Origin of the sequence: Sphingobium sp. D43FB, assembly GCF_002312805.1 — a bacterium.
Classification (GTDB): domain Bacteria; phylum Pseudomonadota; class Alphaproteobacteria; order Sphingomonadales; family Sphingomonadaceae; genus Sphingobium.
Genome location: NZ_NMUA01000027.1, coordinates 35176 through 58853, shown reverse-complemented (window position 1 = coordinate 58853; position 23678 = coordinate 35176). Strand labels below are relative to the sequence as shown.

At 62.4% G+C, this 23678-nt stretch carries 23 protein-coding genes, 1 tRNA gene and 1 pseudogene; 8 read left to right on the top strand and 17 right to left on the bottom strand.

Going from position 1 to position 23678, the window contains the following annotated elements; translation table 11 throughout:
• Positions 1-172 (bottom strand): annotated as a pseudogene (locus tag SxD43FB_RS18735) (IS630 family transposase); the annotation flags it as partial.
• Positions 173-1142: 970 nt separating this feature from the next.
• On the opposite strand from SxD43FB_RS18735, the gene SxD43FB_RS18730 reads away from it, so the two are divergent.
• Positions 1143-1526 carry a hypothetical protein gene (locus tag SxD43FB_RS18730; protein ID WP_141249543.1) on the top strand — a complete coding sequence of 128 codons (384 nt, stop codon included), beginning with the start codon at positions 1143-1145 and terminating at the stop codon, positions 1524-1526.
• A gap of 122 nt (positions 1527-1648) precedes the next feature.
• On the opposite strand, the gene mutL is transcribed toward SxD43FB_RS18730, so the two are convergent.
• A complete protein-coding gene (mutL, locus tag SxD43FB_RS18725; protein ID WP_096063482.1) occupies positions 1649-3433 on the bottom strand; it encodes a DNA mismatch repair endonuclease MutL in 1785 nt (594 codons plus the stop codon).
• A 173-nt stretch (positions 3434-3606) separates the two neighbouring features.
• Between mutL and SxD43FB_RS18720 the strand changes: the two genes are divergently transcribed.
• The 6 genes from SxD43FB_RS18720 to SxD43FB_RS18695 all read left to right on the top strand — a co-directional run bounded on the left by SxD43FB_RS18720 (position 3607) and on the right by SxD43FB_RS18695 (position 9481).
• On the top strand, positions 3607-4653 hold the full coding sequence (locus SxD43FB_RS18720; protein WP_037472083.1) for a rod shape-determining protein: 1047 nt from the start codon (positions 3607-3609) through the stop codon (positions 4651-4653).
• 31 nt (positions 4654-4684) lie between these two features.
• Entirely contained in the window at positions 4685-5602 is a 918-nt protein-coding gene (gene mreC / locus SxD43FB_RS18715; protein ID WP_096063481.1) for a rod shape-determining protein MreC, read from the top strand.
• Positions 5599-6126 (top strand): rod shape-determining protein MreD, encoded by a 528-nt coding sequence (gene mreD / locus SxD43FB_RS18710; RefSeq protein WP_096063480.1) that lies wholly within the window; start codon positions 5599-5601, stop codon positions 6124-6126. The genes mreC and mreD overlap by 4 nt, the downstream gene beginning before the upstream one ends.
• Entirely contained in the window at positions 6123-8162 is a 2040-nt protein-coding gene (gene mrdA / locus SxD43FB_RS18705; RefSeq protein ID WP_096063489.1) for a penicillin-binding protein 2, read from the top strand. Before mreD ends, mrdA begins: the two co-directional genes overlap by 4 nt.
• Positions 8159-9271 (top strand): rod shape-determining protein RodA, encoded by a 1113-nt coding sequence (gene rodA, locus SxD43FB_RS18700; protein WP_096063479.1) that lies wholly within the window; start codon positions 8159-8161, stop codon positions 9269-9271. Before mrdA ends, rodA begins: the two co-directional genes overlap by 4 nt.
• A 134-nt stretch (positions 9272-9405) precedes the next feature.
• Positions 9406-9481: transfer RNA gene (locus SxD43FB_RS18695), tRNA-Lys, on the top strand.
• A 17-nt stretch (positions 9482-9498) separates the two neighbouring features.
• On the opposite strand, the gene SxD43FB_RS18690 is transcribed toward SxD43FB_RS18695, so the two are convergent.
• The 5 genes from SxD43FB_RS18690 to SxD43FB_RS18665 form a co-directional block, all read right to left on the bottom strand.
• Entirely contained in the window at positions 9499-10590 is a 1092-nt protein-coding gene (locus SxD43FB_RS18690) for a site-specific integrase (protein WP_096063478.1), read from the bottom strand.
• A gap of 377 nt (positions 10591-10967) precedes the next feature.
• Positions 10968-11342 (bottom strand): lytic transglycosylase domain-containing protein, encoded by a 375-nt coding sequence (locus SxD43FB_RS18680; RefSeq protein WP_343228853.1) that lies wholly within the window; start codon positions 11340-11342, stop codon positions 10968-10970.
• Between the two features lie 148 nt (positions 11343-11490).
• Positions 11491-14424 carry a MobF family relaxase gene (mobF, locus tag SxD43FB_RS18675; RefSeq protein WP_096063477.1) on the bottom strand — a complete coding sequence of 978 codons (2934 nt, stop codon included), beginning with the start codon at positions 14422-14424 and terminating at the stop codon, positions 11491-11493.
• Positions 14421-16415 (bottom strand): type IV secretion system DNA-binding domain-containing protein, encoded by a 1995-nt coding sequence (locus tag SxD43FB_RS18670; protein ID WP_096063476.1) that lies wholly within the window; start codon positions 16413-16415, stop codon positions 14421-14423. The genes mobF and SxD43FB_RS18670 overlap by 4 nt, the downstream gene beginning before the upstream one ends.
• Entirely contained in the window at positions 16412-16714 is a 303-nt protein-coding gene (locus SxD43FB_RS18665; protein ID WP_096063475.1) for a hypothetical protein, read from the bottom strand. Before SxD43FB_RS18665 ends, SxD43FB_RS18670 begins: the two co-directional genes overlap by 4 nt.
• Before the next feature lie 474 nt (positions 16715-17188).
• Here SxD43FB_RS18665 and SxD43FB_RS18660 point away from each other — a divergent pair, with 474 nt between their 5' ends.
• On the top strand, positions 17189-17551 hold the full coding sequence (locus SxD43FB_RS18660) for a hypothetical protein (RefSeq protein ID WP_096063474.1): 363 nt from the start codon (positions 17189-17191) through the stop codon (positions 17549-17551).
• 81 nt (positions 17552-17632) lie between these two features.
• Here the strand turns inward: SxD43FB_RS18660 and SxD43FB_RS18655 are convergent, their stop codons facing one another.
• The 10 genes from SxD43FB_RS18655 to SxD43FB_RS26005 all read right to left on the bottom strand — a co-directional run bounded on the left by SxD43FB_RS18655 (position 17633) and on the right by SxD43FB_RS26005 (position 23678).
• On the bottom strand, positions 17633-18610 hold the full coding sequence (locus SxD43FB_RS18655; protein ID WP_096063473.1) for a DUF2493 domain-containing protein: 978 nt from the start codon (positions 18608-18610) through the stop codon (positions 17633-17635).
• A 339-nt stretch (positions 18611-18949) separates the two neighbouring features.
• Positions 18950-19198, bottom strand: coding sequence for a hypothetical protein (locus tag SxD43FB_RS18650; protein WP_255245804.1), 249 nt, complete (start codon positions 19196-19198; stop codon positions 18950-18952).
• Positions 19199-19277: 79 nt separating this feature from the next.
• Positions 19278-19493: a DUF6117 family protein gene (locus SxD43FB_RS18645; protein WP_096063471.1), complete on the bottom strand. Its 216-nt coding sequence runs from the start codon at positions 19491-19493 to the stop codon at positions 19278-19280.
• Between the two features lie 10 nt (positions 19494-19503).
• Positions 19504-20499, bottom strand: a complete 996-nt coding sequence (locus SxD43FB_RS18640; protein ID WP_096063470.1) for an SLOG family protein — start codon at positions 20497-20499, stop codon at positions 19504-19506.
• Positions 20500-20566: 67 nt separating this feature from the next.
• Entirely contained in the window at positions 20567-21037 is a 471-nt protein-coding gene (locus SxD43FB_RS18635; RefSeq protein ID WP_096063469.1) for a DUF736 domain-containing protein, read from the bottom strand.
• 418 nt (positions 21038-21455) lie between these two features.
• A complete protein-coding gene (locus SxD43FB_RS24890) occupies positions 21456-21869 on the bottom strand; it encodes a hypothetical protein (protein WP_176482840.1) in 414 nt (137 codons plus the stop codon).
• Positions 21870-21883: 14 nt separating this feature from the next.
• Entirely contained in the window at positions 21884-22177 is a 294-nt protein-coding gene (locus SxD43FB_RS18630; protein WP_176482839.1) for a type II toxin-antitoxin system RelE/ParE family toxin, read from the bottom strand.
• Complete coding sequence (locus SxD43FB_RS18625) at positions 22177-22446, bottom strand: type II toxin-antitoxin system ParD family antitoxin (RefSeq protein ID WP_096063486.1); 270 nt, start codon at positions 22444-22446, stop codon at positions 22177-22179. Before SxD43FB_RS18625 ends, SxD43FB_RS18630 begins: the two co-directional genes overlap by 1 nt.
• A gap of 353 nt (positions 22447-22799) precedes the next feature.
• Positions 22800-23015: a hypothetical protein gene (locus SxD43FB_RS18615; RefSeq protein ID WP_096063466.1), complete on the bottom strand. Its 216-nt coding sequence runs from the start codon at positions 23013-23015 to the stop codon at positions 22800-22802.
• A gap of 63 nt (positions 23016-23078) precedes the next feature.
• Complete coding sequence (locus SxD43FB_RS26005) at positions 23079-23678, bottom strand: hypothetical protein (RefSeq protein ID WP_255245803.1); 600 nt, start codon at positions 23676-23678, stop codon at positions 23079-23081.

Below are 23678 nucleotides of genomic sequence, written 5' to 3'. Positions count from 1 at the left end.
TCTTGGATTTGCCGGTCGCTGCCATGATCGCCTGGGTGCCCAGACCTTGAGAAGTCAGGAGAATGATCCGCGCCCGCCAAACATGTTTCTGCGGCGAACTGCGCGCCGCCACGATCGCCTCAAGCCGAGTTGTGTCCGGTGCAGTGACCTCGATCTGAATACCCGTTCGCATGCCGCATCGTTGCATGCCAACGACAATATGGGAATCCTTCAAATGGACTCATTCGTTCCGATCAATCCACTAGAGCGATCAAGCTATCCCACCCAAGGTAGCTTTGAACGATACCGAGAGCGATTGTGCCTAGAATGAGCCACTCGAAATAAGCAATTGCTCTCGGCCGCATAGTCCCTCCGCTGTTGGTAGGCATGTGACAACATCGAGCCAATGTCTGCAAGTACGCGATAGCGGAAATCAGAAATTATGGCTGTTTCGCCGTTTATCCGGCATTTCACGCCACGCCTATTTCCGCCCGAACAGCTTCTCGATATCCCCATGCCCTAGCTTCACCAAGGTTGAGTCACAAAACAACCGCTGAAAACTGGGGTTTTTCGGATAGTCGCGGCAATGTCCGGGATGGGTGGGTAGCGGAATGTCCGCTTTCGGAGCATAAAGAGGCGATCCGAACACAAAAGGCCCAATCGCAAATGTTTTGGGAATCTAACCCATGGAAGTCGGGCTTTTTGCGATCTCGTTCTATGAAGAGCGGATATCGCGAACGCGCAAGCTGGCCACTTATTTGGCGGCGTGCAGGCTTAAACGACTGGCCCGCGATATCTGCACTCGGAGTCGACCACGATTGGGCGCGAAAGATGGGAACGGGGTTCGTTGCCGAGTTCGGAAATGATTGTTTTTGATTGATCGGGATTGGTTTGGCTGGCCTGATCCGCCGCAATGGGGACTGGCATCGTTTGATGCGGCTAATGGAAAGTGGAACCTGTGGGGAACCTTTTCAGATTTGCCTTCTGCGTGGACTGTTCCTGACCCCCTATATGGACCGAAACGGAATCCTGATTAGTCTGGTGCTGAAACAGATTTATTTGCAATTGAATGACCGACTTTGGTCGGCAGCCATTGGGCCGGTTTCAGATGGAATTTTGGGATTGATCCTGCCACACCGGCTTCAGAGATGAGGGCCGACATAATGAAGTTAGGTGCATTTTTTCTGGCTCCGATGGCAGCGGCGATAGTTGGTGCTTTAGTGTCGTGGGTAAGCGGCGGCTTTCCTCGCCCAGTGTCTCTAGTAATCTTCTATTTGCTGCTGTTGTATGGAGCCCAAATTGTCTTCGGGCTGGCAATCTGTGCCTATCTGTTAAGCACAAATCGCCGCTCTGTGATGCAATTTGGAATTGGCGGATTGCTTATGACCGCCATCCCCGCCGCTCCATATCTGGCTTGGGCAACGGCGAAGCATCCGGCCTCTACGGCGAACGTATTGTTCGTGTTCGCCTTGTGGTCAGCGCTCGGTGCTATGACAGGGCTTTGCTACCGGGTTCTAGCCGAGCGGCACAGCGGCAGACCTTACTGAACGTCCGCTAGCAGAAATCTTATATTGGTCCCGGAGTGGCAACAAATGGTCGATAGCGGAAATGCCCAATCATGGTTGCTCAAGTTCCAAACATCAAACCCCTAAAAATGCCCTAAGCTATTCTATTTCCTTCCAAAAAGCTTCTCGATTTCAGGATGTGATAGCTTCACCCAAGTCGGTCGCCCATGGTTGCACTGGCCCGATCGCGGCGTCACTTCCATCTCTCTGAGTAGTGCGTTCATTTCCGCGACGCTCAGCACGCGGCCTGCGCGGACCGATCCGTGGCAGGCCATGGTCGCGGCGACGAGGTCGAGCCGTTCCTTCAGCGACAAGGCGCTGTCATAGGCGGCAAGGTCGTCGGCGAGGTCCGTCACCAGCCCCTGCACGTCTGACTGGCCGAGCATCGCAGGAAGCGCACGGACCAGCATGGCCGATGGCCCAAAGCGTTCCAATTCCAGCCCGAAATCGCGCAGTTCCGGCGCGCGGGCTTCCAGACGGTCGCAGGCGGGCTCTTCCAGTTCGACCACTTCGGGCAGCAACAGCGCTTGGCTGGCAACCCCCTGCCCCTCCATCGCCCGGCGCATCCGTTCCAGCGTCAGCCGTTCATGCGCGGCATGCTGATCGACGATGACGAGGCCATCCTCCGCCTCCGCTACGATATAGGTGCGCGCTACCTGCCCGCGCGCGACGCCCAGCGGGAAGCTCTGCCCTTCCGGTGCCGGAGCAGCGGCGGGGTCAGCGCGGGCCTGGGGCGGCGGAGTCAGGAAATTCGACCGGCGGTCGCCGAAAGACGACGAGGCCAAAGGATTATAGCTGACCGATACGGCGTCGAAAATCGGCATCGCGCCGATCGGCGTTGGCGAGACCGGCTCGGCACGCCAAGCGGACAGAGCGGCGGGATCGGCATTCTGGACGGCGCGAAAACCCTCCGCATCGAGCGCGCGGCGCAGGCCGGACACGATCATGCCCCGGATCATCGTAGGATCGCGGAAGCGCACCTCGGTTTTGGCGGGATGGACATTGACGTCGACGTCGAGCGGCGGCACGTCAAGAAACAGGGCGACCACGGGATGCCGGTCCCGCGCCAGCATGTCGGCATAGGCCCCGCGCAGCGCGCCGATCAACAGCCGATCCTTCACCGGACGCCCGTTGACGAACAGATATTGATGATCACCCACCCCCCGATTGTAGGTGGGGATTGAGGCGACGCCGGACAGGCGCACGCCTTCGCGTTCCAGGCTGACGATCACATGATTATCAGCCAAGGCTCGATCGGTGAGCGCAGCGACCCGCTCCTCCCGCGCTTGGCCCGCCTGCACGCCCAGCGTGCGGCGACCATCATGTTCGAGTGCGAACGCAACCGCGGGATGTGCCATTGCGAGACGGCGGACGATGTCGAGACAGGCGGCATATTCCGCCTTGGCCGAGCGCAGGAATTTGCGCCGGGCGGGCACTTTGGCGAAAAGCTGCTCGACGGTAACGCATGTGCCGGGGGGCAGTGCCGCCGGACCTTCGGCGACTAGCTGGCCATTGTCCACGGTGCGGCTCCACCCGTCCGCACCCGCAACCCGGCTGTCGATGGTCAGCCGCGCGACGCTCGCAATGGAAGGCAGCGCCTCCCCCCGGAAACCGAGAGTCGCCACATTTTCAATGGCATCATCGTCGGGCATCTTCGACGTAGCATGGCGTTCGAGCGCGAGCCCCATGTCCGCCGAATCCATGCCGCAGCCATCGTCGCTCACCTCGATCCGGTCCAGCCCCCCGCCCGACAAGCGGATGGAGAGACGAGTCGCGCCCGCGTCCAAAGCGTTTTCGACGATTTCCTTGAGCGCGCTGGCGGGTCTTTCGACCACTTCACCGGCAGCGATACGATTGACCAGATGTTCGGGCAGGCGGCGTATTGACATTGATTAGGGACTAGCCCAATCGGTCGCTTTCCGCGACCCGCGATGCCAAATATTTTGCACTGCACAGGATGACTGAACAGGGCAAAAGCCATGCGGCGCAGCGGACGAGCGGAACAGCTTTCCGACCGGTCCCCTGTCGCGTCGCGGGGACGGCGGGCGATACAGGATAAGGCATGTCGATCTTCTCGCGTCTCTTCAAATTCACCTCGCAGGATATGGCCATCGACCTCGGCACCGCCAATACGGTGGTCTATGTTCGCGGTCGCGGCATCGTGCTGAACGAACCGTCGGTGGTGGCGGTCGAGACGCTTAACGGCGTCAAGCGGGTGAAGGCCGTGGGCGTCGACGCCAAGCTGATGATGGGCAAGACCCCGGATTCGATCGAGGCCATCCGGCCGCTGCGCGACGGCGTGATCGCAGACATCGATGTCGCCGAACAGATGATCAAGCATTTCATCACCAAGGTCCATGGCGGCAAGCATAGCCCCTGGCGCGCGCCCGAAATCGTCATCTGCGTGCCGTCCGGCTCCACCAGCGTCGAGCGTCGCGCCATTCGCGATGCCGCCAGCAATGCCGGTGCGCGCCAGGTCTTTCTGATCGAGGAGCCTATGGCTGCTGCGATCGGCGCGGACATGCCCGTTACCGAGCCGATCGGCTCCATGGTCGTTGATATCGGTGGTGGCACGACCGAAGTCGCGGTGCTGTCGCTGCGCGGCCTTGCTTACACGACCAGCGTCCGCGTCGGTGGCGACAAGATGGACGAAGCGATCGTCTCCTTCGTGCGCCGTCACCATAATCTGCTGATCGGCGAAGCCACCGCCGAGCGGATCAAGAAGCAATATGGCATCGCCCAATCGCCCGCCGATGGTGTTGGTGAGACGATCCATATCAAGGGCCGCGACTTGGTGAATGGCGTGCCTAAGGAAATCAGCATCAACCAGGGTCAGATCGCTGACGCGCTCGCCGAGCCGATCAGCACGATCGTCGAAGGCGTGCGGATCGCGCTTGAAAACACCGCGCCCGAACTGGCGGCCGATATTGTCGATCAGGGCATCGTCCTCACCGGCGGCGGCGCGCTGCTCAAGGGGCTGGACGATGAATTGCGCGACGAAACCGGCCTGCCGGTGACGATCGCCGAAGATCCGCTGACCTGTGTCGCGATCGGCACTGGCCGCGCGATGGAAGATCCGATGTTCCGAGGCGTCTTGCAAACCGCCTGATTCGACGGGCTTTACCGAAAGGGACGCGTAGATGGCGCGGCCACCCAGCCTACGCCCCGGCATCAACCGAAGGGCGCAATATAGCCTGTTCTTCGGCTATGTCGTGGCCGTCGGCGGCGCTGCGGCCGCCTTGCTGCTGGTCGTGGTTGCCATATTCGATCCTACTGGCTTTGCTGGCCTGCGCACCGCGACGGCGGAACTGACCCGGCCGCTCTCCTCGGGCCTGCGCAATATGGTCAGCGGCGTCAGCTCGGTGGACGAGGTGCTGGCTTCCTATTGGCGGGCGGGATCGCAGAATGTCGCGCTGCGGCGGCAGGTGGAGGCCGATCGTAATCGCATCATCGAAGCAAAGGCGATCGCCCAGGAAAATGCCCGGCTCAAGAAGTTGCTACGCCTGGTCGATGCCGACCAGAGCAGCCTGCTGACCGCACGGCTCATCAGTTCGTCCTCCAGCAGTGCGCGTCGTTTCGCGCGGCTCAATGCCGGGCGTTGGCAAAGCGTGCGGCCTGGCATGCCAGTGCGCGCGGCGGAAGGTTTGATCGGCCGTGTCCACAGCACCACGCCCAACACCGCCGAAGTGCTGTTGCTGACTGACACCGGGAACATCGTGCCGGTCCGTCGCGCCAATGACAGCGTGCCCGCCATTTCCACCGGTGCAGGCGACGGATCGGTGGAGATCCGCGCGCTGTCGGCCGGACGCAATCCGTTCAAGCCCGGCGATCTGCTGGTCACATCCGGCATCGGTGGCATCTATCAGCCCAATATCCCGGTCGCGGTGGTCGTGCGGGTCCAGGGTGAGATCGCCTGGGGCTTCCCCCTCGCCAATCCCTCGCGCGTCGATGCGGTGGTGGTCGAACGCCCGTTCGAGGATGTCGTGACCCGCCCCGATCCTGCCGCCGAAGCACTGCCGCCGGAGGACGCCGCATCCAGCAGCACGGCCGCGCCATGATCGACCGCCATCTTCGCCATGTGTCGCGCCTGGGCAAACATCCCTCGCGTTTCCGATTGGCCGGGACGCCGGTGATAACGGTGATGATCGGGTCGCTGGCGTCCGCGCTACCGCTGATCGCGCAGTCGCCGGTCATGCCGCCCTTTGGTCTGTTGCTGCTCCTGTCCTGGCGCTTGCTGCGCCCGGAACTGTGGCGCGCCTGGATCGGCCTGCCGCTTGGCCTGTTCGACGACATGGTCAGCGGCCAGCCGATCGGGTCTGCCATGTTCCTGTGGACGGTGACGCTGCTGATGATCGATGCGGTCGAACATCGCATGGTGTGGCGCAGTTATCGGCAGGACTGGTTAATTGCGGCCATCGCCATTATCTTCTGCATCGCCACCGGTCTGTTTTTCGCGCGGATTACAGGTGGCGGCGAAGTGAGGTTGCTGTTGGTCGCGCCGCAGATGCTCTGGACGATATTATTATTCCCCTTCGTCGTCCGGCAATGCGCCCGGATCGACCGCTGGCGCGTGATGGCATGAAATTTCCCTTGCTCAAGCCCAAGAGCGTCACCGAAGCCAGCCAGACCTTCACCTTTTCGCGACGGACGATGGTGCTGGGGGCGATACAGGGTGGCATCGGCGCGATGCTGGCGGCGCGCATGGCCTGGATCAGCGTCGCGGAAAATGAAAAATATGCGATGCTGTCGGAAAGCAACCGGGTCAATCTGACGCTCATTCCGCCGCGCCGGGGCTGGATCATAGACCGCAACGGTCGCCCGCTCGCCAATAACCGCACCGACTTTCGTGTCGATCTCATCCCGCAACGGGTGGTCGATGCCGAAGGCACGATCCGCCACCTGGCCCAATTGCTTAGCCTGGAATCGGACGAGGTCGAGCGTATTCGCGAGGAACTGGACAAGTCGGCGCGTTTCCGCCCCGTCCAGGTATCCGACAAGCTGACCTATGAACAATATGCCGCGGTCAGCGTCCGCCTTCCCGACCTGCCCGGCGTCGCGCCCAGCCAGGGTTTTTCGCGCTATTATCCGGCTGGCTCCACCGTCGGTCATCTGCTCGGCTATGTCGGTCCCGCGACGGCGGAGGATTATAAGGAACGGCGCGATCCGCTGCTGATCACACCGGGATTCAAGGTCGGCAAAGACGGGCTAGAAAAGGCGTTCGACCAGCATCTGACCGGTAAGCCCGGTGCCAAGCGGGTGGAAGTGACCGCGCGTGGCAAGATCTTGCGCGAACTGACCACCCGCCCCGACATGCCGGGCAATCCGATCAAACTGACGATCGATGCAGGCTTGCAGGAATATGCGGGCCGTCGTCTCGCGACCCAAAGCGGGTCGGTGGTCGTGATCGACTGCGCCAATGGCGACGTGCTGGCGATGGCGTCGATGCCCAGTTTCGACCCCAACAGCTTTTCCGACGGCATCAGCCAGTTGGAATGGGCGATGCTGTCGCAGGACGATCATGTGCCGCTGCGCAACAAGACGTTGCAGGGCCTCTATCCCCCAGGGTCGACCGTCAAGCCGATGGTGGCGCTGGCGCTGCTGGAGGCCGGCGTTGGCCCGCAGGAGACGGTGGGGTGCGCCGGTGCCATCCGGGTGGGTAACACGCTGTTCCACTGCCACAAGCGGCGCGGCCATGGCGCGGTCAACATGCGCACCGCGATCGCCCAAAGCTGCGACATCTACTTCTACCAGATGGCCCAGCGCGTCGGCATGAACCGCATTGCCGAAATGGCGCGGCGGTGCGGCATGGGCCAGCGCTTCGACCTGCCCTTCCCCAGCCAGAGCTATGGCACCGTGCCGGACCCGGCGTGGAAGGAAAAGAAATATGATCAGAAATGGCAGGTCTATGACACGGTGAATGCCACCATTGGTCAGGGCTACATGCTTATCAACCCGCTCCAGATGGCGGTGATGGCCGCGCGACTGGCGACGGGCAAGCAGTTGATGCCCAACTTCCTTCATGGTGCCAAACGCCCTGCCCCCGCCTCCGTGGGCGCATCCGAAGAGCATCTGGCCGTGATCCGCGACGCGATGAGCGCGGTGGTCAATGGCGGCGGTACGGGCGGCGCGGCGCGGATGTCCATTCCCGACGTGCTGATCGCGGGCAAGACTGGTACGGCGCAGGTTCGCCGCATTACCATGGCCGAGCGCGCAGGCGGCGTGCGGCGCGACGCATCGCTTGCCTTCAAGCTGCGCGACCATGCCCTGTTCCAGGGCTTCGCGCCGTTCGACAATCCGCGCTATGCCGTCGCCTGCATCATCGAACATGGCGGCCATATGATCCGCAACGAGGATGCGCCGATGATCGCCAGCGACACCCTCTCCTATTTATTCGATCCCAAGAAGGCGACGGAGAAGCTGGAAACGCTGGAAAAAGGCTGGGGCGGGACGCCGACCGAACGACAGGCGCGGCAGATGGCGGCTTTCCGTCTGGCGCGCGCGATCGAACGCGGCGAAGTGCCCCCGCCGATCGCCGACAATGGCAGCAATGCGGCTGAAGCGGACAATGGTGCTACCGCATCCCCCTCGCCCGCCAGCAATGAGAGCGACGCACCATGAGCCTCGTCCCGCAGCCACTGACCCAGTTTCCCTGGCGCGTCATGGCCTTGCTGCTCGCGATCGCCACATTCGGCACGCTGGTGCTCTACAGCGCGGCGGACGGCAATATCTTCCCCTGGGCCGTCAACCAGTCTGTGCGCTTCTGCATCTTCTCGGCCATGGCGCTGGTCCTCAGCCGCATTCCGATCGAGCTATTCTCGCGCTTCGCTTTTCCCGCCTATGGCAGCGTGCTGGTCGCCTTGGTCCTGGTCGAGTTGATCGGCGGGGTCAGGGGGGGCAGCCAGCGCTGGATCAACCTTGGCTTCATGCTGCTCCAGCCGTCGGAGTTCATGAAGCCGATCATCGTGCTGGCCGTCGCGCAATTCTACGCCAGGCTGCCTGTAGGAGAAATTCGCCGCTGGAACGCGATCTGGCCCGCCCTACTATTGATCGGCCTGCCTTGGTCGCTGGTACTGATCCAGCCGGATCTCGGCACCGCCACGATGATCCTGGCAGGCGGCGTGACGGTCATGTTCCTCGCCGGACTGCCGCTACGCCTGTTCGTCGGCTCTGGGCTGGCGCTGGCCGCGATCGTCCCGATCGCCTTCAGCTTCCTGCACGACTATCAGCAAAAGCGCGTCCTGATCTTCCTGGACCCTGAAAGCGATCCTCTGGGTGCCGGCTATCATATCAGCCAGTCGAAGATCGCGATCGGTTCCGGCGGCATCTGGGGCAAGGGCTTCCTGCAGGGCTCACAAAGCCATCTCGACTATCTGCCCGAAGGCCATACCGATTTCGTTTTCGCCACCATGGCGGAAGAATGGGGGCTGGTTGGCGGTATCGTCATGATCGGCGCCTTCATGCTGCTGTTCCGCTGGGGCCTGCGCGTGGCGATGCGTACCCCCGACAAGTTCGCGCGCCTGGTCGCGGCGGGACTGACCACCACCATTTTCTTCTATGTCGCGATCAACCTGATGATGGTGATGGGCCTGGCACCGGTCGTCGGCATCCCCCTGCCCTTCATGTCCTATGGCGGGTCGTCGATGCTGACGGTCATGTTGTGCGTGGGCATCATCATGGCCATCGACCGCAGCAACCGCCGCAGCAGCGGGCATAGAAACTGGGCGTGAGGCCGGTGCGATGTCACGGCGCTGAAACTTTTTGCACCGCAACGCAATTTAGGGTTTGCGAATCCGGCCGACGCTGCTAATTGCCCGCCCACGCCAACGGACACTGGCTCTTCCAGACAGTCCGATGCCGGTGTGGACGCATAGCTCAGTTGGTAGAGCAGCTGACTCTTAATCAGCGGGTCCTTGGTTCGAGCCCAAGTGCGTCCACCATTTTTTTCAACAACTTATCATTTATTTGAGACAAGATAGAGCCGCGGACGGCTCTGACTGTGTCCATTTTTGTGTCCAGTGTCGATCACGCTTTCTCTAGGCTTTTCGATCTTCCCGGATGTGTCCGGAAAAATCAGCTGGTCAGCATAGGGTGCCAGATGCTTCACCGACATGTGGGCGTAGCGCCGCACCATCGATTCCGACTTCCAGCCCCCGAGCTCCTGAAGCACCCAGGTGGGCACGTCATTCTGCCGGAGCCAGCTGGCCCAGGTGTGCCGCAGATCGTGCCAGCGGAAATTCTCGATCCCGCAGGCCTTCAAGGCGGCGCGCCAGGCCCTGTTGTTCGCGCATCGCAGCGGATTGCCACGATAGGTAAACACATGGGTATCATGCTTACCTTGCTGCCGTCCCAAAACGCCAAGAGCGATTGCGTTGAGCGGTACACCGAGCGCTGCACCATTCTTCGTATCGCCATGCTCAATCGTCGCTATGGCCCGGTTCATATCGACCCGGTCCCAGGTCAGGTTGAGTATGTTTCCCTGGCGAAGGCCCGTCGACAAAGCGAACAGGACAACCTCGCGCTGATGAGCAGGTAGCTTATCCATGAGCGCCCTGGCCTGATCGTGGGTAAGGCATCTCACCCTGACCTTGCCGCTCTTCTCATAGGTCTTGAACGCCGGTATCTGGTCGATCCATTCCCACTCGCGCTGCGCCTTCCGGAAGATGGCGCGGATAAGCGCCACATAGAGATCCTTCGTGCGATTGCTCGATCGGGCATGGTGTCGGGTGATGATCGCGTCGATCATGTCCCTGCTCACCTGTTCCATTGTCTTGCCACGCAGGTGCTTGGTAAACCATCGGATCCGGCTCACATCGTCCCTATAGGACTTCTTGTGCGTCATTTCCTTCAGCCACCGCAAAGCCGCCTCGTCCCATGTGCGCTTCGGCTTCTGCTTCAACCTGGCAAGATCCCACAGCTGGGCCTTCAACTTGTCGTGATATTCTTGCGCCTTTTTCCTGTCTGAGGTTCCAGTAGAGCGTCTAACTGTCGTTCCGTCAGGTGCTGTGCATTTGACATAATAGGTGCTTGCACGCTTGTAGAGTGCCATGTTGCCTGCCTTTCGTCGGCACTCGACTGCATCCGTGCACGCCCAGAATATCGAGCGCGCAGGGAGGCGACAAGGTCCGCTTCCAGAAAGCGCCAGTCACGACCGAATTTCGCGCCAGGAACGACCCCGGCTTTCGCGTAACCGCGCAGCGTATTTGCGTGAATTCCCAGGAAAGCGGCGGCTTCCTGAAGGCTCAGGATGCGAGCCGGAGCGGCATCTGGGGCACCGCTGGCCGCGCCAGGGCTGTCGTGAGGATATTGCATGCACCGATGTTCCCGAATCGAACCCGGCGCGTGATGAAGCTCTTTCAAGATAACCTAATTTGCGTCGGAGAAAAGAGCTCCCTCCACTCGGCGCCCCGCAGATGCCCCTTTGCGTCACGGCACTTGCTGGATCTTTGACGCCTGCCGTGCAAAACTATTCTCGCCAAAACGTCGACGCAGATGCTCAGACACACTTAGCGCATAGCGGCGCTGCCGCCAGTCGGTCGGGCTATGATAGATGCCGACGGCCTTCCAGTAATTGCCGGTGACGGTCAGCCCGGACAAGAATATCCAGCGCGCCGCCTCGACATTGAAACAGGCATCGAATTGCAACCAGATACGAACCTGCGCATCATGGCGGCCGATCGCTTTGGCAATCCTGGGCACCCACCAGCTATTGATCTGTAGTGGTCCCAGATCATGGGTTCCATTGGTGTTTGCGACCGCGGCTCCGATCCAGCCGCCTTCCTGATCGCGCAGGGCCCACAAAGTGCGTTCAAGCCACAGAGCGCCTCGCGATGCTGATTTGATGCAAGCGCTAATCCGGACGGCTTCGTCGGGAAAGTGGGATCGTGAATGGGCGGGCGCGACGGTAGCTAAAATCGTAAACAGCAGGCCCGCAGAGTTGAGCCAGTTTCTAGTGATCGATCCCATGACGACCTCCCTGAGGCAGCTTGGCCTCGCTGCGATCCGCTTGCCGTTCGGCAGGCCCCGTGCGATCCAACAAGCTGTTAAGGTGCCGGTCCAGCGCCTCCGCCAGGCTTCTGGCGTTTGTGGCGAGCCGAACCCCAAGCCCTCTCCTGCCGCTCGCTCGCCTGTGCAGCCTCGCGCTCAGCAAGCGATCGCTATTCTGCTGTCGCTCTTGCTGTTGCGCCCGTCGCATCTCCTCGATCCGCGCCGGTTCCCGTTCAGTGAACCGGTCCGCCCTGTCGCGATCGATCCGGCCCAGTCCTTCCAGCGCAGAGGTCTTCTCGCCAGACGACCGCTCGAGTTTTTCAACGAGCCTGTCCTTGTCCTGGGTCCACAATTTGACGCCCAGCCGCGCACGGGTGATTGCCGTATAATAGTTCTGGCCGGTAACCAGCGGTGACCCGAGCGGGGCCAGAACATAGACCCGCGCATAGGTTCTGGACTGCGCCGCATAGATTGTCTCGGCATAACCATGGTCCCAACTCTTGTGCCGCGAGAGATCGATCGTTTGGGCGCGATCACCTTTGTCCCACCGAATGGTGGCCGAGCTTCCATCGAGTGCTTCGACCGTACCGCGTTGGGCGTTCTTGATGCCCAGTTCATGGGAGACAAGCCGCCATTGAATGCGATCGCCTTGGGCAAGGCTTCGCGTTTCGGAGACGAAGATGTTGACCTGTCCTCCCTTGGTGAGCCGCGGATCCCAGCGAACGATGCGACCCTGTTCATCGACGAGACGGACCTGCGGTCGGCCGCGCTCATCGCGCACGATGCCCAGCACCCGATGTTCGGTGTCGCGGGCGAGCCCGGCCTCGGCCTGATCGCGACTGAATGTGACAACCTGACCGGATGTGTAGAAGCGGGCGAGTTGCTTCTCCTGCTCGGTGAGGCCGGCAGGCGAAAGGATATTGAGCCGCGCATCCTGCGCAGCCACCACCCCCTCACGCTGCAACGTCTCCCGTACCTGCGTATTGACGATCAGCCTGGTCGCGTTGTCCAGAACGAGGATGTTGGTGCTGGCTCGGGTCTCTGGCCGCAGGCGCGTCCACTCGGCCACCAAGCCCTTTGCGAGCGATTCCGCGTCTCCGCCAGACACCACTTTGTCCAGTTGTGCGAGCGAGCCAGCATAGTCGCCCGCGCGTGCTCTTGTGACGGCATCTTTCATCCGCGCCGTTTCCTGACGCCGCGATTCGGTGAGCTGCGCCGTTGGCATGCCGAGCTGCTGCATCAGCCAGAAGGCTTTGCCCTGCTCAATGGCGCCGGTCTGCTTGTTGTCACCCAGGAGGATGAGCCGGGCGCCAGTTCTGCGGCTGATCTCCAGAACCCGCAGCGCCTGTCGGTTACCGAGCTGCCCCGCTTCGTCCAGCACCAGGACGTCGCGCCCGGACAGGCCATAGCCGCCCTCGGCAAGAAGGCTCGCAACGGTCCGGGATTTGATGCCGGCCGTGTCGCCAAGGTTCGCCGCAGCTGATGAGGTGGGCGCCAGGGCATGAAGCGTTGCCCCCGGCTCGGCAGCCCGATGCAGAGTGGCGATCAGCATCGATTTACCCGCACCCGCGACGCCATGAACGCCTGTGACCCGGTCGCGGCTCAACGCCAGGTTCACGAGCGCTCGCTCCTGCATGGGCGACAATCCGGCCGTTTCCAGCGCGCCCAGCAAGCGATCGGAAGATGCGATTGGTCGGCCATCTTCGATCGAGAGAGCGAGATGCTGCGCCAGGGCCTGCTCGAAGCGGACTGAGCGGCGCGTCGTCCGTCCGCGATTCAGGATATGATCGCCGGTCTGCTCCCGGGTCGCGAGCAATTTGCGGCGCGCCTCATGCCCCTCGAGGAGCGGGCGAACGTCGCCAAAGCGGACCTCGCCGACATGAGGCGCAAGAGCCTTTGTGATCAACCGGCCAAGCGGATTGACCGCCTCTCGACCTTCGGTCTGTCGGACACCGAACAGGGCCGCGCGTGCCGCTTCTGCAGGTGCGAGAAGGAGGATGCGTTCGCCACCCTTTTCCGCTTCCGCCCGCAGGCTGTCGAGCGCGGGGGCATGTTCGCCCAGCCGCGTTCGCCACTGGAGATGCAGCGTCTCAAGGCCGATCTTCTCCTTTGGCCCGCGTGTCGCATAGAAGGACTTTCGCCGCGCAGCCTGTCCTTCCAGACCGTGCTCACGGGCATGGGCATCGATCTGTTCGGCACGCTGCGACATGTCCACGATCAACTCTGGGCGTACACCCCGGATCTCGAACAGGCCCCGGCGGGGGTCGGCGGCGATTTCGTAGCCGAGCGTTCGCAGGCCCTGGGCGAGCTCGTTACGGTAGATCTGCCCTGCGCTCATCTGCTCGCTATACATGGCCCGCGTTTCCAGGCTCGCCATGGGAGCGTCGCACTGCCGGTTGGTCATGTTGAGGACCACCACATGGGTATGGAGATGCGGATCGAGCTCCCGGCTCGCATGTTCGGTAAAGCGCGCCCACAGGAGCCGACCGGTCGTTTCGTGCAGCACGCGGCCATCCTCTCGCCGACGAAGTTGCGCCTGCTCCTCAAGCCAGGAGAGCGCGACGCTGACCGCCTGTTCGTGGGCATCGGCGATCCGCGAATCCCCTACCGCAAGGGCCATCACCGATACCGATTTTGGCGCGCTCAGAGCGAAGTCCCAACCCGGGTGATGCTCGATCCCGCCCTCGCGGTGTCGTCCCAGTTTCTGGCCCGCAACCGCACCGCGAAGGAGACTCTCGAAGGTCTTCGGATCGACCTCGCCGGAAAGCCCAAGCTCCTCTGCGAGGGCGCCGCCCCATTGGGAGCCCTCCGTCCCGCCCTTGGTGTAATAATCGCCGATCGCATAATAGCGCGCTATGTTGCTGGCCGTGCCGGTCAAACGCGTGGGATGCATCATGCCGGCCTCGACGCGCTACGCATGCCGCCCCTGCGGCCATGCTGGGAGAGGCCAAAGCCGGAGGAACGCCCCAAAAGCTCCAGTCCCGATGTGGATGGCAGATTTTCCTGCGATGCGGCCCCTGGTGCAGATGAAGGCGGAACATTTGCGCGCAGCGGTATCTCGGCATCGAGCGGAAGTTCGGGCGACGCGACGGTCTTGCTGGAAGGTCGCAGCTTCTTCTTCGCGTCTTTGGGGACGTCCCGCGCTTGAGCCGCCAAGACTGGCGACAATCGCACGAGGGGTGCGGTCCGCTCCTCGAACGCTGGAAAGCAGGTAGGAGATCGGTTGTAACTGTCCTTGAAGCGGGCAACCGGAAGGTCGCGACCAAAGCGCAGGAAGCCGGTCAGGTTGGGAAGATTGGTCACCTCCGTGTGCATGACGAGCGGGCGGGTCACCTGCATACGCGAGAGGTTTACCCCGTCGCGCATATCGTTCACGCCGTAGGACATGCCTTCATTGGCTTCGACCTGTTCGACCTGTCCCAGATTTTCCGAGACATGCTTGGCTGTCGGCGTGTCGTTCGCCCGCAGTGCGACCCATGTCGAGCAATATCCGGTGATCGCGGCTGCATCCTGAATGCCGTAGGTCGCCTCGAGCTGCGGGTAGCTCTGAAACCCCAATATGCCGCACCCACCATATTTGCGGGCACGGGCAAGAAAGTCTGAAAGCGAAGGCAGCTTCTGAAGGGTCGGCAGTTCGTCGATCACGCAATAGAGACGCCGGGCGCGATCGGGCGCGAGGCTCATGATCGCGCTGATGGCGATGTCGAGCCAGACCGTGATCAGTGGTCGAAGCGAGGGCAACTGATCGGCTTTCACAGTGATGAACAGCCAGCTGTCGTCCTCCTCATTGGCGACCCAGTCGCGGATCGAGAAGCCGTCGAGCGTGTCATCGAGATAGGAGAAACTGCGCATGACCGACGCAAGCTCGGCGCGGATGCCGGCCGACGTCCGATCGCCCTCCGTCGATATGAAAGCGGCAGCATCGGTCCCCTCCGCAAAGGTCGCGAGGTCCTTCAAAGGAGAACGCAGGATCGTATCAAGCAACACCGAAACGAGCATCCGATTGTCGCGCGCGAGTTTCCGGAAGACAGCGACGAGCGTCCCTCTGGCAGCCTTCGCCCAGAAGGGATCGCCGGACTTGTCGGGTATGGTCGACTCGGCGATCTGATCATAATGATAGTCGCGCGGCACATCGACCCAGGGCGACCAGGTGTCGGCCCTGGCATCAAGCGGGTTCAGCAGAATGTCATGCCCGGGCCTGTAGAATTTCTCGACGAACGTTCCGGCGGCGTCATAGACGATCGCCCTGCGGCCCTGTTCGCGGATGCCCGCCAGCATCTTGACGATGATGTTGGTCTTGCCGGTCCCGGGCGCGCCGCAAATCAGAATATGTTCGGGCTCGAACGCGTCAGGAACCGGTACGCCGCCGATTGCAAAGCTACCCTTGCGGCTTCGCCAAAGCAGGCGTCGTAGCTGTCTAGGTGTCCCGAAACGGGCACCGCGTAGGAACTGGTTGGATCCAAGCCCACGCCCAGTCTTGGTAAAATAGAACCATGCCCAAAATAGCATGAGAAGGGAGAAGCAGCCGACCAGCGCCGCCCCGACAAGGAGATGATGCTCCATCGCCCGAAGCGCCTGTTTGGCGACGCCCGACTCTAGTAGCGTATCGGAGTTGGTCCAATATTCCGGCCCCTCCGGTCCCCTGAACAGGAGCGGCGCTCCACCGGGCACGTCATTTTTTAGGGTCGCCTCAACGATCTTGAACGCGACATAGCGCTGATAGTCGTTCGCCTTCTCCAGAACATACCAGAGCGTGCCGCCGACCCAGAGGATGAGACCTGCCGCCACGGTCTGAAGAAACACCTGGGTCGTCATGCGCACATTGTGGACGATGGCCTGTCCGCCCCTTGTCCAGGAGCCGAGCGTGTCGTTCCGGAAGATGCTCATGAGCGTACCTCCACAGGATCGATAAGGCCCCGCTCGAGGAGGAGTTTGCGGGCGTCAGCCGTACCGCGGGCCAGGAGGTCGGGATGACGGGCGCTCACATAGGCAGCAAGGATCGCGAACACCTGGATGTTCGTCGCATGCAGTTCGTCGAAACGGCCATGATAGCCGCCCGCGTCCATGCCTTCATAACGATCGAGAATGCCGCGAACATAGTCGGCAACGCTGGTATCGGCGGCATGTGCGCCGGTGACGAGACGCTCATAGAGCGCGTCTTTGAATCTGATGGTAACCCTTGCCATACGCCGAACTCCTGTTCGACGCCTGATCGGGGTGATGAAGCACGTCCGTAAATAGAGCTATTTCGCCCTGATCTCAAGACAATATGCGTCATCTCTATGGCAGCCAAAGGTTGCCAAGGGAGATCAGGCGCTTGGCTGCACGCCGACCTTTGTGGTCAGCCATAGCGTGCCGGTGGCACCCAGCTGTGCCACCTCTCGTCATACCGGCAATGTCCGAAAAACCGCAGAAAAGCTGGCGATTCGCGCCCGCAGCACCCGTGCGTACGGTGCATTACAAACGGCCACGAGCCGTGCGTCTTTCCTTCGCAGCGCCTTGCGCGCTGCGCAGCCGCGTCCAGGCAAGGGCGGGCTGCCCCCGGCAGGGGGCTCTTTTTCTTCGCCGGCGCCAGCCGGCCCCAAAATCGCATTGCAGATATCCTCCCGATGTGAATAGTGGAGCGCGGCGGGCAGACCTTCAGCTGAAGGATAAACATCATGCCCAAAATGACCGATCGCGAGCGGCTCGCGAAGATCGAAGCCGATCGCCGCAAACTCGACGAAGAAGCCGACACCGTGCGGCAATCCCTTCGCGCCCATTATGCCGCGCACATATCCCAGATTGCCGTCGAACAGTTGAGCGAGCGCGAGTTCAGGGACCTGCTCACGCATGCAATTCGGGTCGGCGGCGCCGCCGCTGTTACTGCCCTCAAGGCGTTGCCCATCGCAGCCGCCACAACCCAGACGTCGCCGGAACGGCGTCCCAGCGACGAGCACGGCGGAGCCGCGCGCAGGAGGCCGGCGCTTCCTTCAAGCGCCGCATCGCCGGGCGACGGGGCCGGCAGCAGGCTGGCTCCCTGAGCCCGGCGATACTCTCCCCAGGCACAAAAAAGGGCGCTGGCGGAGGGGCGAACCCTTCCACCAGCGCCACTGCCCCGTTCGTCAACCCGTCCGGCGTTGCTGGCCGGCCAGCGTGAAGAAATGCGCCGGCACCCGAGCCTCCCGCACCAACCGCGCGAGGTTCGACTGTATTCCCGATCCCTCGCACACGATCGCTTCGACCGGCTTCAACCCTAGCAGCGCTTCGTTGCGCGCGAACCCGGCCCGCTGTCCCAGCCGGTGATTGAGCGTGAACGCGATGAGCTTCACCTTCCGGCTCGCCGCCCACGCAGCGGCGATCGCGTCGCAGCCCTTGGTCTGGGCCGTCGTCGCAAGAAGCATCGAGGGAACCCGCGCCTTGATCTGGTCGAGCCGCTCCCAGAGCTGGGCGTGATCCTCCCATTGCTGGCCCCCGGAGAATATGACGACCGGACCCTGCGGTGCCAGCGCTTCGTTGCGCCTGTTGCGGCGCGCGGCCAGGAAGTCGGTGGCGGCGATCACCGAGGCGGTACGTTTGCTCGAGACCAGCGTGCCGCGTGGTGCCGACCAGGGCCGTCCGGTCTCGACCCGGAACAGATCGGCGCCATGGTCGCGCATGCAGGCGATAGCCTCGCGCGCCTCGTCGAGTCCGTGGCAGAGCGCCTGCGCCTCCTCCAGATTGGCCGTGGCAATCTCGCCGCCGTCGCTTTCGCGGATGAGCTGGCCCACCTGTCGCGCGGCCCTGTCGGCCTCGCCATCCAGCTGATCGGCGAGCCTGTGGAAGCTGTGCACCAAACCCCAGGCGAGCCGTTCGGACAGGGCTTCGAGCCGCGTGTCGCGCAGCAGATCGAACAGCGTCGTCACCATCAACTCGACCCCCAGTTGCATCGCCAGCGGGTCAGGCATGTCGGCTGTGATAGCCTCGTCGCTGCTCCCCAGCCGCACCGTGTCGGCGGTTTGGGCAAAGGCGGCGGCGAAGCGGTCTGATGCTTGCCTCGTCTCCTCGGTGAAGAACCCGGCAATATCGGCAAAGCGGGCGGCGGTGGCGGTATCGGTCGTCATGAAAACCTCCTTTTTCTGAAGAGGTTTGTCCCCCTGCACTGGCTCCGAGCGGCGGGGTCAAGGACCGCGAAGCGGCCGCTCCGCGGCGGTGGGGGCAACGATTTTCTCTGGCGGCTGCGGAGCATGGAAGGAAACGCCGACGCCCGCTCCGCCAGGGAAAATGGTGGGGCCCCGCCGTCCTTGAGGCCGACGCGGTCCCGTGCCACAATCGGACGTCTTGAGAGAGAGGAAGAGCTACCCTGCGGGGGGCTCGATGCCCCCCGCAGGGTAATGTGGAGGGCACCGCGCTCGCCCCGGGCACCTCTGGCCTTCTCTTGTTGCCCCAGAGAATGGCCGAGCTTACCAGTTGAACCTCTGCAACCCGTCCACCTCGTCAGCATCGCAGTCAAACAGGATGTAGGCACAGTCCAGCGACCGGGCGAACCGCTGAACCTCGGCAAGCTCTGGGGGTATGCGCGCAGCATCATCGCCCTCGACCACAAAGGTCGAGACGAACCATCCATGCCAGGTGGCGGCCACCGTGAGGGGTTGGAATTCGACCGGCAGGCTGGCCCAGTTCGCCAGAAGCCTTGAGGTTGCAAGGCTCACATGAGCGGTGCTGAGGACAAGATGCTTTCCCAATTCAAACGACGCTTTGCCCGGGTCTGGAGGCCTGCTCGAGGGCGGCTCAGGCGGGCGGTACATAGGCATCGTAGGGATTGCCGTCGTGAAGATGCCCGAAGGGCGTCATCACATAATCCCTCTCCTCTCGTCCGACCGCACAGATCACATAGCGCGGGACACCTGTTGCAGCGTCCCTGCATTCGAGCAGCGCCAGATCGCCCTGCTCCGCCGCGCGGAGCAGGGTCTCGAAATTGCGCCTATATCCTTCGGGAATAGCCATATCCGCCTCCTTATGCCGCGTCGCGTCGGCGCAGCTTTATGTCCGGTGCCTGGCCCTCGCGCCTGAAGGCGTGGATCGGGACACCCGCCTCGCGCAGGAGCTGGTAGAGATTGGCCTGAAGCCCCGATCCCTCGCACAGGAGCGCCTCGACGGGCGCGAGATCGACAAGCTTGCGGTTGCGCGCAAAGGCGACCTTGGAACCTGTGCCGTAGAGTCCGTAGGTTACCAGCGGAACCCGCTTTTCGGGCCGCGCTGCCCAGGCCGCGGCGATCGCGTCGGCTCCCTTGCGCTGCCCTGTCGTGACCAGCGTCATGTTCGGCACGCGTGCGTGGATTGCATCGAGCCGGTCCCAGATCTGCTGGAAATCATGCCAGAGCGCGGGCCCTGAAAAGACCACAATAGGGCCCTGGGGCATGTACCGTTCACGGGCAGCAAGCTGCCGGGCGCGCAGGAAATCGAGCGCGTCGATCTGGCTTGCGCCGCGCGCCGTGGGCTTGCTGCCACGGGACGGTGACCAGGGCCAGCCCGATAGCGCGCGATAGGTTTCCGCAGCGAAATCGCGCATCGTCTCGACTGCGGCGCGCTGCTCGGCCACCGTCTGGCATAGCAGCTGTTTCTCCTCGAGCTCGCGCGCATAGACTTCGCTTGGATCATAGGAACGGGCAAGGTCGCCCAGCTCCCGCGCAAGGCCGTCTTCGCGCCGCTCGAGCTTGCTGGCAACGAAGTGGAAGGAGTTGACGAACCCCCAGGCGATCTCGGGCGCGAGCGCTTCGAGCCGGGTGTCGCCAAGAAGATCAAACAGGCAGGCGATGACGCCCCCGCAATCGGCCTGGACCGCGAGCGGTTCGGGCATGTCGAGTTCGGCGGTCGCTTCGCCCGGCCCGGACACGGTGAGGCCAAGCGGCTCCCCGAACACGGCCTGGAACTCGGGGCTGGCGGTCATCTCTGAATATAGCTGCTTCAAATCAGCGAAGCGGTGCACGCTCTGCGCTGCGATACTGGTCATGACGATGCTCCATGGGCATGAGAAGAAAGGCCCCCGGGGAGGGCTGGGCCTCCCCGGGGACAGGCCATCAGGCGAACGGGATTTCTTGCTCGAGGGAGGTGCCCGCCCCCATCAGCCCGCCGTCATCGCCCGCGGTGCTGCCGCCAAAGCCGCCCTCGCCCCGCGGCGCATAGTCACGGCCGCTGTCCGCGCTCCGGCTCGGACCGAAGGCATCGCGCGGCTGCTTGCGCCGCCAGGCGACGCGATAGCCTTCCTCCTCATTGCCAAAGAGCGCGATCGGGAGCGGCTCGCCCAGGCTAGGATCGTCAATCGATCCCTGGAGGAACAGTTCGCCGGTCGTGTTCTTGGCGACCGCCTCCCAGAGCGCGCCGATCTGCACCCAGCGGTTGCCGACATTGAGCGCGAGTATCTCGAAGACGGGCGCCATGGCGTGGGCGCTGTCGACCTTGCGGAGACCAAGCTTGGGGAGGTCGATCGTGCGCGTGGCGATCCAGCCGATGATGCGGCCGTTGACGATCTTGAATTCACCGATGTTCATGAGACTTTCCTTCGACACTATGTCGCTCGGCCAATCCGAAACGACACCCGCCAAAGGCCCCCTCCCCTCTCCTGCGCTCAGCCTGTTCCGGACACGCCGCCGCATCGACAGGACGGTCTTGGCCTCCAGAAAATACCGCCGGTCACAAGCCAATTTGCAGGCAGTTCGAGCAGCCCTGAACGGGATGCAGTAAGGAAGATCGCCGCCAGCGCGCGGGAGTCGCCAAGGCGAAGGCATGATCCGCCCTGGCGCCTCCCATGCGCTGCGCCAACTGGCGGCCGACCTCGATGCAAGCGCCGACGCCCCCAAAGCCGTTCGCACGCGACGCTGACACACCTCTCATTTCTCGCCCGCGCCCTGCCATATGGCAGCGGATCGCAACCCGGCAGGACCGAGATCCGGTGAAGCCGGAGCTCGGTCAGAGCGCAGCGGAGATAAGAGCTGCATTGCCCACGCAGCGGGGCAGCCGCAGGCGGGCGTCGATGTCTATGGCACCGATCGGGTTGATCAAAAGCAGACGGGCGTCCATTGCAGGGGAAAGGCTTGCGAACCTCGCGCCTTGGTCATGCAGACCGAGGCGCGGGATGGATGAGATGGCAAAGCCATACAGACCGGTGCCGTAGGGATAACGAACTTCGCTATTAAAATCAGAGTCAGTCGTGCAACCGCCAATCCGTCCGGCTGCCCTCGATCGCTTCAGGCACGTCATCAGCGGCTTCAGGGATATCATGCTGGTGATACGAACGATTTGATGTGCCGATCCCGAATACTCAGGCAGCAGGAAGAATAGCGCATATAGCGAACCGTTCTCCTGCCGTTTCCGCGCCACCACATAGGAGGCATGGGCTAACCGGGCGAAAGGATCACGCCGATGTCACGCCCGCCGTGCAGGATACGCTCAATGCGGATAACCTCCTCCAGAACGCTGTAGAAGATCACATAGCTTCCGTGGGGCTTGGAGCGTAGTCCCGCACGAAGCTCGAAACGAGCCACGCCCGAATGGGGATGATCGAGCAGCCTGGCGCAGGACGCCTCGAGTTCATCAATGAATGAGATAGCCCGGGGGACATTATCGCGGGCGATGAAGCTGGCGACCTCAACAAGATCAGAATCCGCCGCAGGCGAAAACTCTAGGCGCATCAACGATCCACGACACCGGCAGCGATATCAGCAATCCGATGCCGTGCATTCGCGAAAGCCTGATTGGCCGAAATACCTGGACCGCTGGAGGTTCCGCGCTCGATCTCTGCGCGAAGCGCGTCGAGCCGCGCCTGACGCATCGCGTCCTGTTCCTCCAGCAGGCGAAGGCTATCGCGGATCACCTCGCTGGCCGAGGCATAGCGACCGGTATTTACCTGTTGCTTGATGAAGCCCTCGAAATGGGTGCCCAAGGTAAAACTGGAAGGCATGATCAAACTCCTCTGCTGAAGAGAAATATCACTTTATGATATATAGATGCAAGACTCAGCTGACCGAAAAATCACGCGGTTACCTATGCCCGTGGAAATTCGCGACGTTCTTATGCAATCAGGGCCACGATCCGCTCGTCGCGCTTGGGTGCCCGACTGGTCGTTCGAAACGGCTGCATCGGGTTGCCGGTCTGTAAGACGAGCTGACTCTCTCCAGTCTGCCTGCGTCTTTGAACGCCCACTGCGTAACAGCGGTGGAATGAGGATAGCAGTAGACGTCGTTGCGACAAATTATCAAAATCCGACATGCCCTTCTCCGGTACCCACGTTGTAAGATAGGTTTACTGGTCCGATCAGGATGGAAGGGAGGCGAGACGGGCCTGGGCCGTGTGTGCGCATGAAACAGTCTCGTCGGCGGCGCACGACAGGTCCTGTGCATCCACGTCTTTGTCAACCTCCCGCCTCATATGCGGATTCACAACCGGAAAGGCGTCGAAGTCCGGCTCGCGCATAAACCGCGCGCGATTGTCCAGCAGCGTTCGCGCCATATCGGGCGTGACAAGTTCCATGGACAATCTCCCAGGTAACCGAAAGGCGCCATAGCCTGCGGCGCCCCACTATCGCCCCCTCCCCTATACCAAGGTCGCGCCAGCACAGGCCGTGCCGAACCCGGCGCCGACCCGGCGTTCGGAGTCCGCCAGATGCCATTCGGCGAGCGCCACATAGCGCCTTCTCCTGAAGGTCGGACGCTCGTCAAACGGACGCGGGTCGCAGACAATGCACCAGCATCGATCGGCACAGTTGCGCGAAACGCAGCCGATAGCGCCGCCAGGATAAAGCATGCCGTGGACATACCAGCCGCCATGGCGCCAGCGCGAATAGGTGAAGCCGGGCACCCGGCGCATCCTGCACAAGGCCCGCGAACATCGCCGTCTTTCGCTACGCCCCGGGGCACCTGAAGCCAGCGCCCCAGGCGTACCGCCTGGATCATGATCGGGATCATCATCCGGCTCGTGCGGCCCCGCTTCCTCAACCTGCGCGACAAGGCCAAGGCCAGGAATGCGCTCATTATGATAGACGCTGTCGCGCGCCCGGGCCCGGCCTAGGCGCTCGGCCTCACAAGGGTCGGATGCCTCGATCCGGTAACGCTCCTGCGCGAAATTTATGCCGTCGGTCTCGAACCGGATCGATACGATATAGGCGCACGGATGCTGGTGCAGCTGATGGGTCAT

Coding starts and splice junctions, on each gene's coding strand:
- SxD43FB_RS18730 (WP_141249543.1), top strand. CDS start 1,143: ATGAAGTTAGGTGCATTTTTTCTGGCTCCGATGGCAGCGGCGATAGTT.
- mutL (WP_096063482.1), bottom strand. CDS start 3,433: ATGTCAATACGCCGCCTGCCCGAACATCTGGTCAATCGTATCGCTGCC.
- SxD43FB_RS18720 (WP_037472083.1), top strand. CDS start 3,607: ATGTCGATCTTCTCGCGTCTCTTCAAATTCACCTCGCAGGATATGGCC.
- mreC (WP_096063481.1), top strand. CDS start 4,685: ATGGCGCGGCCACCCAGCCTACGCCCCGGCATCAACCGAAGGGCGCAA.
- mreD (WP_096063480.1), top strand. CDS start 5,599: ATGATCGACCGCCATCTTCGCCATGTGTCGCGCCTGGGCAAACATCCC.
- mrdA (WP_096063489.1), top strand. CDS start 6,123: ATGAAATTTCCCTTGCTCAAGCCCAAGAGCGTCACCGAAGCCAGCCAG.
- rodA (WP_096063479.1), top strand. CDS start 8,159: ATGAGCCTCGTCCCGCAGCCACTGACCCAGTTTCCCTGGCGCGTCATG.
- SxD43FB_RS18690 (WP_096063478.1), bottom strand. CDS start 10,590: ATGGCACTCTACAAGCGTGCAAGCACCTATTATGTCAAATGCACAGCA.
- mobF (WP_096063477.1), bottom strand. CDS start 14,424: ATGATGCATCCCACGCGTTTGACCGGCACGGCCAGCAACATAGCGCGC.
- SxD43FB_RS18670 (WP_096063476.1), bottom strand. CDS start 16,415: ATGAGCATCTTCCGGAACGACACGCTCGGCTCCTGGACAAGGGGCGGA.
- SxD43FB_RS18665 (WP_096063475.1), bottom strand. CDS start 16,714: ATGGCAAGGGTTACCATCAGATTCAAAGACGCGCTCTATGAGCGTCTC.
- SxD43FB_RS18660 (WP_096063474.1), top strand. CDS start 17,189: ATGCCCAAAATGACCGATCGCGAGCGGCTCGCGAAGATCGAAGCCGAT.
- SxD43FB_RS18655 (WP_096063473.1), bottom strand. CDS start 18,610: ATGACGACCGATACCGCCACCGCCGCCCGCTTTGCCGATATTGCCGGG.
- SxD43FB_RS18645 (WP_096063471.1), bottom strand. CDS start 19,493: ATGGCTATTCCCGAAGGATATAGGCGCAATTTCGAGACCCTGCTCCGC.
- SxD43FB_RS18640 (WP_096063470.1), bottom strand. CDS start 20,499: ATGACCAGTATCGCAGCGCAGAGCGTGCACCGCTTCGCTGATTTGAAG.
- SxD43FB_RS18635 (WP_096063469.1), bottom strand. CDS start 21,037: ATGAACATCGGTGAATTCAAGATCGTCAACGGCCGCATCATCGGCTGG.
- SxD43FB_RS18630 (WP_176482839.1), bottom strand. CDS start 22,177: ATGCGCCTAGAGTTTTCGCCTGCGGCGGATTCTGATCTTGTTGAGGTC.
- SxD43FB_RS18625 (WP_096063486.1), bottom strand. CDS start 22,446: ATGCCTTCCAGTTTTACCTTGGGCACCCATTTCGAGGGCTTCATCAAG.
- SxD43FB_RS18615 (WP_096063466.1), bottom strand. CDS start 23,015: ATGGAACTTGTCACGCCCGATATGGCGCGAACGCTGCTGGACAATCGC.
- SxD43FB_RS26005 (WP_255245803.1), bottom strand. CDS start 23,678: ATGACCCATCAGCTGCACCAGCATCCGTGCGCCTATATCGTATCGATC.